Genomic DNA, 15,406 nt, shown 5'->3' with positions numbered 1-15,406 from the left:
CCAAGCTGCTTCATATAATTATATTCACTAATCATATATAAAACTTGTATAACATAGTCAAATACCTGAGACAATGATAATCAATGTCTCAGGTATTTTTTAGCAGTATTTTACCAACTTATACAGTGTAGAGCCATTGTCTTTATATAAAATTAAAGTAATACATCAACGCTCTATGATTATAGATATTAAAAAATTGAGATTAAAACGTATTAATAAACGCTTTAACCTCAATTACAACTTTTAACAAATTCAATTGTTGTGGTAGTTTTCTCAATAATTATGCCATTTCAAAAATAGTGTCAAAAGAATTCGTCGTGTACTGTCATGCATTTATTTCGCTACAAGACAAATACATGATATGTACATAAAGGATATTAACAAACTTGAAACGACTTATGATACTATAGCTACAATTCATATCGTAAGTTAATGTTTCAACTATTATTTACATTCCACTTACGATAATATTTAAACTTATTTTCTACTTATTTTTTTAATTCCTATACCTGTAAAGCCATAAATTATTGCAATGAAGGCACATAAGTAACATGGGATTGCCCATATAAAGAACTGATCAACTGAAACATTAAGTTGTTGTGCATAATATATACCAGATGTGCCCCATGGAATGAGTGGCAATACCATTGTACTTGAATCTTCAAGTGTACGCGATAACACTGCCTTTGAGACATTCATCTTTTCGAACATATCTTTCATAAGTACGCCTACCATAATAATAACTATTGAAGCAACTCCTGCTGCAAATACTAGCATAATACTACAAACTACAGTTATTAATACTAGTGTTCCAATTGACTTTACTCCTTTAGCTATTGTCTCTAAAATTACGTCTAAACAACCTGCCTTTTCAACAATACCAGCAAAAGCATAACCACAAAATATAGTTACAATGATTTGAGTCATGCTCATCATACCACCCTGCTCTATCAACGTTTTGGCATTATCTGAAATATGAGACTGGTGTAGCATCGTATGATTAAATCCATCAAAACAAGCTTTAAAACCATCTTTCATATTAAATTGATGATTAAATGTTCCAATAACCAATGCACTAATACTAGAGATAAGCATTGACGGTACTGTAGAGATTCTAAATATTAAACATAAAATGATGATAATAAGTGGGATCCACACCCAAAAATTCAAGTTATAAATTGTTGATAATTCTTTTAATAGATTTTGAATTTGTTGTGTATTTGCATCTCCCTTAAATTGTAATCCAACAATAAACCATATAGCCAACCCTATTATAGATGCAGGGATTGTTGTCCACATCATCGATTTAATATGAGCAAAAATATTAACTTTAGTTACGAGAGCTGCCAAATTTGTAGTATCAGATAATGGAGACATTTTATCACCAAAAACAGCCCCTGCAATAATGGCACCAGCAGCCATACCTGCTGGCACACCTAATTGATTAGCAATTGATATGAGTGCAATGCCTGCTGTTGATGCTGATCCCCAAGCTGTTCCTGTAGCAATTGAAGTCATTGCACTGATTATAAATGCAGATACTAATAAATAACTTGGGTTTAAAAATTTAAGTCCATAGAAAATTAACGCTGGAACTGTTCCAGAATACATCCAACTTCCTACAATGATTCCAACAGCTAAAATAATAAAGAGGGCTGGCATCGCCGTGCTCAATCGATGAGTAATCCCTTCTTCTAAATCCTTCCATTTTAACCCCACTCTATGTGCAATCAATGCTGCATAAGCTGAAGAAATTAATAATAATACTTGTATCGGAACATCAAAGAAAACAAAACCGATTACCACAACAACAACCATAACTAAAATAATTGAAATAGATTCTAAAAAAGTAGGATATCTATACTTTTGAGTCATACTTTTGCTCCCTTCAGTATGATTTGAAACAAAACCTCTTTTCTTAAATTTTAATTGCTAAACATTACTCTAATCCTAATTTATCTAATCCTAATTCCTCGATAGTGAGGCCTTCTTCAAAGAAATCGCGTTCAAGAATTGTTGAAGCTATCATAATAACAGCATCGATATTAGGTGTCGGGACATCAATGACACGTCCTAAACTAGACCATAGTACTAATCCATATGCAATATCTTCAGTTAAATAACGATTTTCAACATGATTCGGTCCTGGAATTTGAGAAAACACAGGGCTAGTATTAAAAAGACGATTTAACGGTTCATCTTCATCTTTACGTTCCAAATAACCTCTTTGAATCCTTGATTCTTTGGCAGTCGATAATTCAAAACCTAATTTTCTCCCTAAATTTAAACGTTCTATCTCAATAGCATGTAATAATCTCACAGTATGCTTTGTTATGCCTTCTTTATATAAAGAAAACTCATCCGAGTAATCAATACGTCCAACGTTCAATAATGTTGGTCCAGGATGTACTTCTGGGTTACCATTTTCAAGATTCGTTTTAAGTAAACTTTCTTCTTTCACAAGATAATCGTAAATTTTAGATACCTTTTCATAACTTTCATTTAACTCACTACGATCAAATGTTGAAAAGAACACACGGCGAACATTTAAAGATAAATCTACTTTAGCATTGTTAAAATCAACACGTGTACCATATGTTAATGTATTTGCTTCTGCAAAATGTGGATGTACATCAATATGACGATCTTCTAATACATTCATAAATCGTATTGAACCCATCGAAGCAGCAATGTTAAAGAAAATGAGATGGTCGTTCGTCACAAATTTTGACATCACTTTAGCATAATATTCAATGAATGATGAAGGAATAATAACTTGAACGATATCTGCACCATCTAAAACGTACTCCATATCATCACTAATATCAGTAAACTCTATAAATTTCTCTTCTCCCTCATTATTAAAATCAAAACCACCTTTTTCTAGGGCCGCATCAAATTTACTAATAGATTCATTACGACAATATAATCGTACATCATGCCCTTTATCTACCATATCCACTGCAGCAGTTACTGCACCATTACCTGAACCTACAATAGCTATTTTCATTTTTTTACCTCATTTCACTAAATTTTTAGGATTATACTACAATAAGTCACTATAATATTTTGTATTCTTACCATAAAAAAGGAGTGGTTCTCAATTCAAACATAATCTGATTGAACGATGTGCCTCTCCACATGTATGTAATGATTAAAATATGTACTAGAACTGCATTATAATATGAAATTTTATCGTTTACTTTACTATTATATATAACGCTTAAAATTTTATTAATAACAACAGTACTATATAACCAAATTATCTATATTTCAAACTACTTCGTCAATCGATATAAAGATCAAATTTAACATTTAATAAATAATTAATTATTGATACAATTATAGTTATATTAAGTAAATTTTTTACAAATGGAGGCAAAACCTATTATGGACAAAGAAACGAATTACAATGAATTAGAATCTAAGAATGTGTCTAATCAAGCTTCAACAGACAATTTATCGAATGACAATACAATTCACCACCAATCAACTATTCAAAATAAGGAAAGTCAAGATAATCGTTTAATGGCAATGTTAATTTATTTATTAAGTTTATTTACTGGTATCATTGGTCCTTTGATTATTTGGTTACTCAAACGTAAAGAGTCTCGACTTGTTGATGTATCTGGGAAAACGTATCTGAACTATTTTATTTCTTATACTATCTATTCAACAGTAGGCGTGATATGTATGTTTATGATTGTTCCTTTAATGAATATAAGTGAAAGTTTAGCCATCTTATTATTAATTTTGCTACTGGTGGTAGTCTTCATCTTATTGGCATTGTTAATAATGTCATTTGTGTGTACAATTATTGCTTGCGTAAAATATATGTCTGGCAAAACTTACACTATCCCACTCACGATACCGTTTATAAAATAAGTTACATTATTACAGAATCATTGTAATAAAACACTTAAAATTATTTACATTATGACCCTTCAAATCTTGATTTGAAGCACATTAACAATATAAATTGAGTTCGTAATCTTGGTTATCTTTTATTACATAGATAATCAAGGTTTTTTTATTTTGTTTACGAATAAGTAACAATCCCCATATTTTCAATTAAATCTGTTAAAGTATTCAGTGTTGTTAAGAACAACTACATGCACACACATGAATGAGTAAACATGTTAATAATTTTTTAAATCAATTTGCAGTACATCTAATAAATATTACAATTTTTGGAGGCGTTAAATATTATGAAAAAAATCAAAACAATCTCGACATTGGTAGCTGGACTTGGTATAGCATTTCTAGGTCACACAACACATGCTGATGCGGCTGAAAATAATAATCAACAACAAAGTACGTATAACTATAGTACAACTGATGTATCATTTTCTAAATCAGGAAATTTATATACTTCTGGCCAATGTACTTGGTATGTTTACGATAAAACTGGTGGAAAAATCGGATCAACATGGGGGAATGCAAATAGCTGGGCATCTGCAGCTCAAGCAGCAGGATTCACTGTAAATAATACACCTGAAGAAGGTGCAATTATGCAATCATCTGAAGGTGCTTTCGGACATGTTGCTTTCGTTGAAAGTGTCAATAATGATGGTTCAATTACTGTATCAGAAATGAACTATGATGGTGGTCCATTCTCTATAAGTACACGAACAATCTCTGCCAGTGAAGCAAGTTCATATAATTACATCCACCTAAACTAATCAGTATTTAAACTAATAAAATTGCTCCAATCTATTCTTGTGTAAGAATAGATTGGATTTTTTATTTAATGGGAATGTTTGTGAGAAGCCATTGCCTCGAAGTTACTAATTTGAGAAAATGGTTCTATTACTTTAATAGGAGGAATAAAAGAATGCAATGGCTTAAAGTTATATTAGCCGGTTTTATTGAAATCATCTGGGTCACCGGACTTGATCAAGCGCATTCATTGTTTACATGGATATTCACCCTCTTTTTTATTGCTTTAAGCTTTTTTCTAGTCATTGATGCTTCGAAGCACTTACCAGTTGGTACAGTATATGCATTTTTTGTTGGAATCGGTGCTGTTGGTACAGTGTTAGTTGATATGATTTTCTTCAACCAACCATTTACTTTCACTAAAATATTTTTAATAATGACCCTTATTTTAGGAATAATAGGATTAAAACTTACAACTGATGCAACGAAAGAAGGGAGATAAAAAGTATGGCTTGGTTATTTCTAATGATAGCCGGAAGTTTTGAAATTTTGGGTGTTGTTCTTTTAAACGAGCTATCACGTACAAAGAATAAAATTTATGTCATTTTTTTAGGATTAGCATTTATATTAAGCTTTAGTACGTTAAAATTTGCAATGGTATCTATTCCTATGGGGACTGCCTACGCTATATGGACAGGAATTGGTACAGCTGGTGGTACATTGATTGGAATGATTTTTTATGGAGAGTCTACACGTATAAGTAGAATTTTATGTATTTTATTAATCATCATTTCAGTTGTTGGATTACGTTTAATAAGTTATTAATATCAATCATTAAGGTTTAATGATTGTTTGCGCTTTCTTATTTTACTATACTATTCATAAAAGAAGGAGTGATGGTTATGACAAAAGTTTATATTGCAGGCGCAATACCTGAAGTGGGACTTAACTTATTGAAAGAACATTTTGAGGTAGACATGTATGATGGCGAGGGACTTATTGATAAAGAAACCTTAAAAAAAGGGGTAGAACATGCAGATGCATTAGTAAGTTTACTATCAACTTCTGTTGATAAAGATATTATTGATAGTGCTAATAACCTTAAAATTATAGCGAATTATGGTGCAGGTTTTAATAATATTGATGTCGAATATGCAAGACAACAAAATATAGATGTTACAAATACACCACACGCTTCGACAAATGCTACTGCTGATTTAACAATCGGCTTAATTTTATCAGTAGCGCGTAGAATTGTAGAAGGAGATCATTTATCCAGAACAACAGGCTTTGATGGTTGGGCACCCTTATTCTTCCGAGGTAGAGAGGTATCAGGAAAAACTATTGGTATTATAGGTTTAGGTGAAATTGGAGGTGCAGTGGCTAAACGCGCACGTGCATTTGATATGGATGTACTTTACACTGGTCCTCATCGTAAAGAGGAAAAAGAGCGAGATATCGGTGCGAAATATGTAGATTTAGATACTTTACTTAAAAATGCAGATTTTATTACAATCAATGCGGCATATAATCCTTCACTGCATCATATGATTGATACTGAACAATTTAATAAAATGAAATCTACTGCCTATCTAATTAATGCAGGACGTGGTCCAATAGTAAATGAACAAGCTTTAGTTGAAGCACTTGATAATAAAGCTATTGAAGGTGCTGCATTGGATGTATATGAATTTGAGCCAGAAATCACCGATGCATTAAAATCATTTAAAAACATTGTGCTTACACCTCACATTGGTAATGCAACATTTGAAGCTAGAGATATGATGGCTAAAATTGTTGCGAATGATACAATAAAAAAATTAAATGGTGACGAACCTCAGTTTATTGTCAATTAACTGATGCATTCAACAACATAAACACAAAAAGAGCTATGAAGATATTGAGTTGAGTCTCTATCTTCATAGCTCTTTATTTATTAAAATTACTGCATTTTTAATATTTAACTTTATCATTTAACAATATATGTCATCATATATTACTTTTCTTTGGATTTGTATAAAAATTTTGTTTGAGCTGATGCCAAAGCATTTGGTATCAATTTCATCGCGGTATTTCTAAGTTTAACAGTTAATTTATGATGCTTTTGAGCCATTTTACCTATCTTTTTCGAACGTCTAATCACTTTTGCGGTATGTTTAACTCTAAGTTTATCGTAACGCTCAATCGCTTTATTAAAATCATATTTTTCTAAACAATTAACTAATACAATCGCATCTTCCATAGCTTGACTAGCACCTTGTCCCATATTAGGCGTAGTGGCATGCGCAGCATCGCCCATTAAAATAGTACGTCCATAAACGAATGTCTTCAGCGGTTTTAAATCATATATGTCATGAAGTAATATACCTGTTTCACTTTGCTTTTCTAACACTTTTCTCACTTCATCTGGAAAGTGATTAAAATATGCTTGAAGATGGGGTTTTCCAAAAGATTGATATTTTGGATCTCCTTCTTTAGCATGAACAGTAATAAACCAATAAGCACGTTGATTAATTAATGGGACTATACCTACCCGCCCTTTAACACCCCAATATTCATTCGCAACATGTTGGTCATTAAATTGTACATCTTCAACCATTCCTCTAAAACATGTGTAACCATTGTAACGAATTTTAGTTCGCGCACCTACAGACTCTCTTACTACAGAATGTATCCCATCAGCACCAATACACAAATCAAATGATTCACTTTCCTGTTTGATAAAATGTAGGGTAACCTTACAACTCGTTTGTTCAATTTTAGTAACTTTAAAGCCTGTGTGAATAGATGATTCTTTGACATATGACTGTATGATTTCAATTAAAGTTTGTCTAGATAATGCGACATTTAGGGAATGAGTCTTCAATTTAGCGCACATTAATGGTGTGCCTTGCTCATCATAAATATTCATTGCAGTAAGATTTTGACCAGCATTTTTAATGCCTTTAGCAAGGTCATGATGCCCTAATTTTTTTAAAACATTATCTCCTATCCCAATACCAGCGCTCAATTCGTTTATAGAATTATTTTTTTCAAACACTTTAACTTGATGACCTTGTTCTTCTAATAACGCAGCAGCAGTTAAACCACCTATACCTGCGCCTACTATTGCTATTTTCATGTTTTACACCTCAAATTTATCATTCTTTATTATTTTAGCACACACACACATGTTGAAAAGCAAACCCTTCTATTTTAATTGTCAATTAATACAATTCTCTAGTTAAAAATAATGAATATATCTATTCGTTCTATCGTTAATGCTCAATTTAAATTTTCACTCTATTGTAAAGAAATATTTAAATATTCTACATGGGTATATGCTTCCGAATATTCTTTTAAAGCTAAAAAACCTGAGACATCTTTTATTGTCCCAAGTTTTTATCATATAGCTAATCATTGGCAAAGTTAAAACTATTCTGTTTGAAGCTTTTCATATATAAATTGCCCAAATAGAATGAAACACTTAGTTGATTGCTCAATCATTCTTTAATTTTATTTATTTGTAATACTTTTTTCTTATATGATCTTTTTTTATTCCATATTTATCATAGTATTTCTCCATTAAATCAGCTATATTATTAGCCCATTGAATATCACTAGCATATTGATGTTGGCCTGGATTTTGTGGATTCCACCGCATTTGATATAAGTTCAATTGATTATTTTTAAAGTAATGGAATCTCACAAACCACGCGCCGCCCATTATCGCTTTTTCAGGAGTGGTCCACTTCTTCTGTTTAGCAAAACTTTTACCAGTCTTTACAGCATCTTCGTCAAAAGCACCAATACCAAAAAAGTTATAATAGTGATGGTCATCTTCTTTAATTCCATTTGATAAATCTGATTGACCATTTCCTGTCTCAACTAGTGCATGACTAATGAGATATATGATATTCACTTCATATTTATCTTGGGCTTTAATAAACGTTGATCCCTTATTTTCTAAAATACCTTTTCCTTTTAAGATATGGTTAACTTCCTTCTCTGACATAGGTACTTTTTCCGATATGTCCATGTACTTCAAATTATTATCACTATGTTTTATTTGCATAGCTTTCTCTATATCTTGTTTGGAAGCATATATAAACTTACCATTAACTTCTTTAGTATGGATATTTCCTTCACTTGTTTGAAGTGACACCGCTTCTTTAAATGTATGTTTAACATCATTTTTAAAAAGGTTTGTATCAAATATAAGAAAAAGTATTGCTAAAATAGCGAGTATGCTAATTATGAACAATGTTGTCATACGAAGCCGAGTATTCTTTAACATTTCAACAAACTCCTAAAAATTTTAAGATAATACAAAATAGGCTACTACGATAGCAATCATCACTATAAAGAAAGAGACATTAATTGCAATTTTCATACCTGTACGGTGTCTGAACATAACATTAAAAATAACGAGACTAATTGTTAATGATACAACAAAAAATGCAATAGCTAACATGAGTTTTAGCATAATTAAACAAATGATTCCAATAACTAATAGTACATTAGATGTGATTGCTAGAGCTTTTAATACTTTAGGATTGATATGCGTCACTCCTTCTATGATTTTTAATAACATTATTCATCATACATGATTAGAAGAATAAATGTCGACTCATAATACGTTAAAAAATTTTTATATCAAATGTACTAGAAATTTAAGGTATAGATATTAGTTTAAAAGTGTATTAAACCGTAATAGATTTAGTTATTACTAGACATTCCTCTAAGCAGATTTAACATATAAGTCATACTACGATTGAGATCATCATCACGTAAAAATCCAACAAGACTTTTAATTGTTGTTTTGTCACCAGGTTTTGTTAGATTCGCAGCATGTATCCCTCTGTTTAAACGAGATAATAATTCACTTAAATCTTTAACATCTAATTCTCCTAGCAAAAAGACAAGTTGTGCCATATTTGTTAAAACGCCTGAATATATATCTTTATTCAATTCAACGGCAAATTTATTAATGATGACTTGTCTTGCTTTTAAACCACCATTTAATGCATCCAGAATTTTAGCTTCATCTAGTATACCAATTAAACGTATTGCTTTTAAAATACTATCTTTATTTTCTACAATTGCATCGATAACATCATTCAAACTTTCTTGTTTAATTTGCTCATATGATTTTTTTAAACGTTTAATTTCAGTAATTCTCTCTGCCATTATCAATCACTCATCTTTCCTGGGAATACATAATCTGAGCGCTCCCATTTTTTTTGAACTTGAACACTATATTGTGGTTGCCGCTGTTTATTAACTCGGAAATTCATTGGATTCAATGGAGATTTGCCTCTTTTCGTCACAACTTCCATTCGTGCATGTGTTCGTTTGTAGGAAGGCGTATCTGTATAAGGATCTACGTCACTATTCGTAAGAGCATTAATAGCACCTAAATCTCCATTTTCTAATGCATCATTATTTAATGGAATATATATTTCTTTTCCTTTTACTCTATCAGTAATGTGTGCTAGTAAAGAAGCCTCTCCAGTCTCAGAAATCAATTTAATTTCAGCTCCTTCATGAATGTCACGACTTTGTGCAAGCTCGGGTGAAATTTCAACAAATGCTCGAGGTACTTTATATTTAATCATTTCTGTTTGATACGTCATATTACCTTCATGGAAATGCTCAAGTAATCGACCGTTATTGACATGTAAATCATATACTTCATCTTCTTTAAAATAGTTATCAAAGGTTAATGGATATAATTTAGCTTTCTTGTTTTCAAAATTAAACCCATCGATATAAAGTATTGGAGTGTCTTTACCATCTTTATTTACGGGCCATTGTAAACTATTAAAACCTTCTAAACGATCATAACTTACACCTGCATACGATGGTGTTACTCGTGCAATTTCATCCATAATTTCACTTGGATGCTGATACTCCCAATTCGCCCCTAGTCGATTTGCAATAAGTTGAAAAATTTCCCAATCCGGCTTTGAATCTCCAAGCGAATCTAATGCTTTATACAATCTTTGTATGCGTCGCTCCGTATTAGTAAAAGTTCCATCTTTTTCTAGTGAAGGACTTGCTGGTAGAACTACATCTGCAAACGTAGCTGTAAATGTTAAAAACTCATCTTGAACTACCATAAAGTCTAACTTTTCAAAAGCAGCTTGAACAAAATTAATATTAGAATCTACGATACCTGTATCTTCTCCATACAAATACAACGAATGAATATCACCATTATGTATTCCTTCAATCATTTGATGATTATCTCTACCAGGTTTATCATTTAGCTTTACTCCATACTCTTTTTCAAATTTAGCACGTATTTTATCATCACTGATAAGTTGGTACCCAGGAAATTGATCTGGCATACTTCCCATGTCACTACATCCTTGAACGTTATTATGACCTCTTAAAGGATATGCTCCAGCACCAGGTTTTCTATAATTACCAGTAATGAGTAATAAATTAGAAATAGCAGTACTTGAATCACTTCCAATATCTTGTTGTGTTATACCCATCGCCCAACATATCGCTACTGAATCAGCTTTTGCTACTTCATGCGCAAATTGTATTAACCGTTCTTGCGGAATTCCTGTTACTTCCTCTGCAAATACCATTGAAAATGGTTCTAGTGATTGGTAATATGTATCAAAGTGATCAACCCACTTTTCTATAAATGATTTATCATGTAAGTTGTTATCAATAATATATTTAGTGACAGCACTTAACCAAGCTAAATCGGTGCCAGGTTTGGGTTGATAAAAAGCATCTGCACGTTCTGCCATTTCATGTTTTCTTATATCAAAAACATATGACTTTTGACCAAATAACTTTTGTGCACGTTTCATTCGTGAAGCAATTACAGGGTGCGCTTCTGCTGTGTTAGTACCTATTAATACAGTCATAGATGCTTTTTCTAAATCAACAATCCCGCCTGCATCTCCACCGATACCTACTGTTCTTACCAATCCTTTGGTCGCTGGTGCTTGACAATAGCGCGAACAATTATCTACATTATTTGTACCAATAACTTGACGAGATAATTTTTGCATTAAATAAGATTCTTCATTAGTTGCTTTGGATGAAGAAATAAATGACAAGCTATCCGCGCCATATTGCTCTTTAATTCTTTCAAAATTGTTAGCAATAACTTGTAGGGCCTCTTCCCATTCAACTTCATGAAACATACCTTCTTTTCTCACTAAAGGTTTCGTTAATCGTTGATCTGAGTTAATGTGTCCCCATGAAAACTTACCTTTTACACATGTTGCTATTTTATTTGCTGGAGAATCATGGGAAGGTTGAACTTTTAATATTTCTCTATCTTTCGTCCATACTTCAAACGAACAACCTACGCCACAATATGTACAAACAGTTTTAGTTTTATTGACACGTTCTTTACGCATTTCTGCTTCAGAATCAGATACAGCTAATAAAGTACCATAGCCAGGTTCTGATTTTTTAATAATATCAATCATAGATGCTAGTGAACCAGGTTCTGTATCTGTGAGATATCCCACATTACCTTCCATATTAACTTCCATCATTGCATTACATGGGCATACAGTCGCACATTGACCACATGAAACACATGATGATTCATTAATTGGGACATCATTATCCCAAATTACTCTTGGATAATCTCTTTCCCAATCTATTCGTATTGTTTCATTAACTTCAACATCTTGACATGCTTCAACACAACGTCCGCATAAAATACATTGATTTGGATCATATCTATAAAAAGGGCCATAATCTTTTTCATATGGTTTTCTCTTATACTCATAAGTTTGATGTTGTATTCCCCACTTATCCATCGTATTATGTATTTCACAATCGCCATTATTATAATCACAAACTGTACAATACAACATATGTTTTTCTAAAATACGATCTAATGCTTCTTTTTGGCTAGTTTTCACGTGGTGATTGTATGTATTTACCGTCATTGAGGATTCAATCGATGTTCCACATGCTCGGGCAATATCTCCATTGATTTCTACCATGCATGTATCACATGTTTGAATTGGTCCCATCGATTCGTTATAGCAAATGGCTGGTACAAATGTATTTCTAGAGCGTATAAATTCGAGTAAATTCGTCCCTGCTTCAACAAGATAATCTTTACCATCTAGATTAATTTTTATCTCCTTAAACATATATTTTTCTCCCCCATTAAATTATTCACTGTTAAACACTTTAGACTTTATAACTTAATTGATTAAATCTACAATTTAACTTTTAGTAGAATTACTTAAATTGTATTACTTTACTCTATAAAAGTTAAGCGTTTACATAATAAATATAATAAAATCAATTTAATTGAAAATGAATATCAATTAAAGAGTGAAATGAATAAATTAATTTCTTTATTTCAAGCCATTTAACATTGAATATCATAACTTTTTGCTTATAAGACATTGAATTACATAGTGCCTCATTTTATTTAAATATTAGTTAAAAGAAAATGGTATATAATGCAATATAATCCTTAAAAATAAAGCAAAAATGTTTAAAAACTAAAATAAGAATATTTAACTCAGCCATCCTTAATTTGTCAAAAAAACCTAGAACATTTCGTTCTAGGTTTTAAACTCAAGCATTACACTATATGTGATTTTAAAGCTTTTTCTTTTTTATAAATTTAAATTGTCTCTTAGTAATTGTGTATTTTCATTTTTAGATGCATCACTTGGTATGAAATAGTACAAACCGTCATTTTGTATACCACCTTCACCCTCTAACTGATGTCGATTAACTTGGTCATTAGCATCTTTATACTTAGTTCTAATTGTATTGAGATCACCTAATTTTAAATCTGTTTTAGCATTTTTCTGGATTTGATTCATTAATGTATTAAAATGAGTGATTGAAGATGCGCTTGTCATCTTATCTGCCATTGCTTCTAAGATAAGTTGCTGACGCTCTTGTCTACCAAAATCGCCTCCTGCACCATCTTCTTTACGACTTCTAATAAAGTCCATGGCAGCATCACCATCTACATGTGTTTTTTCACCTTTAACAAAATGATTAGCACCCATTGTAAATGTACTATTACTTACGACATCTACGCCACCTAATGTATCAATCATGTCATGTAGTCCATCCATGTCAATCGTAGCGTAATGATCGATTGGAACATTCATTAATTTTTCAATTGTTTTAACAGCCATGTTAGGACCGCCATAAGCATAGGCATGGTTAATTTTTTCTTCAGTACCTCGACCTGCAATTTCTGCTTTGGTATCACGTGGAATACTTACTAGTTCAGTTTTCTTTTCTTTCGGATTAATGGAAAGTACCATGATTGTATCACTACGTTCCCCACCGCCTTGTTGTTTTCGCTTTTCATCAGAATCTACGCCAAAGAGTGCAATAGTAAATGGATCACCATTTTTTAAATTTACTTTTCCAGAACGTAGTTCAGAATGATTTCGATTTAAGGGGTTATGTATCTTGTCTCCTGTAATAAATATTTTTGCACTTACATAAATAACTGCAATGATTGCTAATAGAAATAAAATTCCCACTACCCATAGTAGTATTTTCATCGGCAGGCTCATTTTTCTTTTATCTGATCTTTGCATCCCTACCACTCCTATTCAATAATTTTGTTGTTTTATGATACATAGGTCATTATATTATAAATAAATTTATTTGGTATACATCTACAGACCTATTCATTAATTATTTTAAATTTTCTTTAAGAAATCGTATAGCTTAAATGTATAAAATCTCTATAGAGCTAATTTGATATAATTTATAAAAATATACATTAACCATGCTCTATATGATGATTACTCTTTGAATAGGCTTCTCCTTCATTTAAGATACGTATCATATCATCGTAACAACCAGGATTGCTAATGATAAATGGGCCTGCCGTACTAAAATCAAGAGGTTCACCATTTATTTGTGTCATAATCAAACCTAGTTCTCTTGCAAAAAGAAATTGTGCTGAAATATCCCATGGCTTAGGATTCGTGTTAATGTGTGCCCCGAACTGACCTTTTATCACTCGAATAGAATCAAGACCACAAGACCCAATAATTCTAAAATCAAAGGCTGAATGAAATAAAGATTGAATCGTCTCTTCTTTTAACACTTGTGGTTTAAATGAAATAATTGCATCTCTTAAACCTATTCTTTTTGGCAATGTCATTAATTGATTGTTCTCGTAAGCTCCCACACCAGCAATTGCTCTATATAATCTTTGATGTGGATAATCATAAATATATGAAAGTTTAGGTTCCCCATCAATAAAATATCCTATAATGATACAGTAATCTTCTTGTTGTTTCACTAAATTACTTGTTCCATCTATAGGATCCATAATCCAAAGGTGACCCTCGTAAGGTGTTATATCTGAGTTATCTTTCTCTTCAGCTAATAATTGATGTGTGGGATAATGTTCCTGAAGAAAGTTTTGAAAATGATTCTGAATTTGTTTATCAACATTGGTAACTAAATCAAACCTATCTTTTTTTGTTGATGTTTCCATCTTCTCAACCAAACGCGGAATGATATTGTCTAAACCGCGTATCCATTGACATATATATTCATCTAATTTTTTTAAATAAAGTTCTGTCATATTTTCACCTTCATTTCATTATTTCAAAGACTATAGTGTTATCATTTAAATCATTATAGTTATATGTAAAATCTATTGTAAATCATAGAGTCATAAAATCAGAATTTGTATTAATAAATATTAAAAAATCGGCTAGTCAATAACTAGCCGACAAATAGAAAGGAAAGTAAGTAATAAATATTGAAGATGTTT

General features: G+C 31.6%; 14 protein-coding genes. 5 read left to right on the top strand and 9 right to left on the bottom strand.

The annotated features are described in order from the left end of the window. Positions 1-477: 477 nt before the first annotated feature. Together nhaC and HMPREF3241_RS05520 are read right to left on the bottom strand one after the other, a co-directional pair. Positions 478-1,875 carry a Na+/H+ antiporter NhaC gene (gene nhaC, locus HMPREF3241_RS05525; protein WP_070853518.1) on the bottom strand — a complete coding sequence of 466 codons (1,398 nt, stop codon included), beginning with the start codon at positions 1,873-1,875 and terminating at the stop codon, positions 478-480. Between the two features lie 64 nt (positions 1,876-1,939). Further along, positions 1,940-3,010 (bottom strand): NAD/NADP-dependent octopine/nopaline dehydrogenase family protein, encoded by a 1,071-nt coding sequence (locus HMPREF3241_RS05520; RefSeq protein WP_002476249.1) that lies wholly within the window; start codon positions 3,008-3,010, stop codon positions 1,940-1,942. 380 nt (positions 3,011-3,390) lie between these two features. Here HMPREF3241_RS05520 and HMPREF3241_RS05515 point away from each other — a divergent pair, with 380 nt between their 5' ends. The 5 genes from HMPREF3241_RS05515 to HMPREF3241_RS05495 all read left to right on the top strand — a co-directional run bounded on the left by HMPREF3241_RS05515 (position 3,391) and on the right by HMPREF3241_RS05495 (position 6,515). Next, a complete protein-coding gene (locus tag HMPREF3241_RS05515) occupies positions 3,391-3,885 on the top strand; it encodes a DUF4870 domain-containing protein (protein WP_070853517.1) in 495 nt (164 codons plus the stop codon). Between the two features lie 323 nt (positions 3,886-4,208). After that, positions 4,209-4,682: a CHAP domain-containing protein gene (locus HMPREF3241_RS05510; protein WP_002447283.1), complete on the top strand. Its 474-nt coding sequence runs from the start codon at positions 4,209-4,211 to the stop codon at positions 4,680-4,682. 152 nt (positions 4,683-4,834) lie between these two features. Then, positions 4,835-5,161, top strand: coding sequence for a DMT family transporter (locus HMPREF3241_RS05505; protein WP_001830041.1), 327 nt, complete (start codon positions 4,835-4,837; stop codon positions 5,159-5,161). Between the two features lie 5 nt (positions 5,162-5,166). Next, positions 5,167-5,484: a DMT family transporter gene (locus HMPREF3241_RS05500; protein WP_002447282.1), complete on the top strand. Its 318-nt coding sequence runs from the start codon at positions 5,167-5,169 to the stop codon at positions 5,482-5,484. A 77-nt stretch (positions 5,485-5,561) separates the two neighbouring features. Next, a complete protein-coding gene (locus tag HMPREF3241_RS05495; RefSeq protein WP_002475089.1) occupies positions 5,562-6,515 on the top strand; it encodes a 2-hydroxyacid dehydrogenase family protein in 954 nt (317 codons plus the stop codon). A gap of 140 nt (positions 6,516-6,655) precedes the next feature. Here HMPREF3241_RS05495 and HMPREF3241_RS05490 read toward each other — a convergent pair whose 3' ends face one another. From HMPREF3241_RS05490 to HMPREF3241_RS05460, 7 genes are all read right to left on the bottom strand, one after another. Further along, complete coding sequence (locus HMPREF3241_RS05490) at positions 6,656-7,780, bottom strand: FAD-dependent monooxygenase (protein ID WP_002447280.1); 1,125 nt, start codon at positions 7,778-7,780, stop codon at positions 6,656-6,658. Positions 7,781-8,158: 378 nt separating this feature from the next. After that, positions 8,159-8,935, bottom strand: coding sequence for an N-acetylglucosaminidase (locus tag HMPREF3241_RS05485; RefSeq protein ID WP_070853516.1), 777 nt, complete (start codon positions 8,933-8,935; stop codon positions 8,159-8,161). Positions 8,936-8,956: 21 nt separating this feature from the next. Beyond that, positions 8,957-9,232 carry a hypothetical protein gene (locus tag HMPREF3241_RS05480; protein ID WP_002447277.1) on the bottom strand — a complete coding sequence of 92 codons (276 nt, stop codon included), beginning with the start codon at positions 9,230-9,232 and terminating at the stop codon, positions 8,957-8,959. 125 nt (positions 9,233-9,357) lie between these two features. Next, the gene (locus tag HMPREF3241_RS05475) at positions 9,358-9,828 is read right to left on the bottom strand and encodes a helical membrane plugin domain-containing protein (protein WP_002457980.1); all 471 of its coding nucleotides are present in this window, start codon (positions 9,826-9,828) and stop codon (positions 9,358-9,360) included. Positions 9,829-9,830: 2 nt separating this feature from the next. Further along, a complete protein-coding gene (gene fdhF / locus HMPREF3241_RS05470; protein ID WP_070853515.1) occupies positions 9,831-12,782 on the bottom strand; it encodes a formate dehydrogenase subunit alpha in 2,952 nt (983 codons plus the stop codon). Positions 12,783-13,259: 477 nt separating this feature from the next. Next, a complete protein-coding gene (locus HMPREF3241_RS05465) occupies positions 13,260-14,210 on the bottom strand; it encodes an LCP family glycopolymer transferase (RefSeq protein ID WP_002475869.1) in 951 nt (316 codons plus the stop codon). Positions 14,211-14,398: 188 nt separating this feature from the next. Next, a complete protein-coding gene (locus tag HMPREF3241_RS05460; protein WP_002475870.1) occupies positions 14,399-15,214 on the bottom strand; it encodes an inositol monophosphatase family protein in 816 nt (271 codons plus the stop codon). Positions 15,215-15,406: the final 192 nt, after the last annotated feature.

The organism is Staphylococcus sp. HMSC34G04 (assembly GCF_001838765.1).
GTDB classification, from domain to species: Bacteria; Bacillota; Bacilli; order Staphylococcales; family Staphylococcaceae; genus Staphylococcus; species Staphylococcus epidermidis.
Note: the sequence above shows the minus strand (reverse complement) of the source record. Positions and strands in the feature narration are given on the sequence as shown.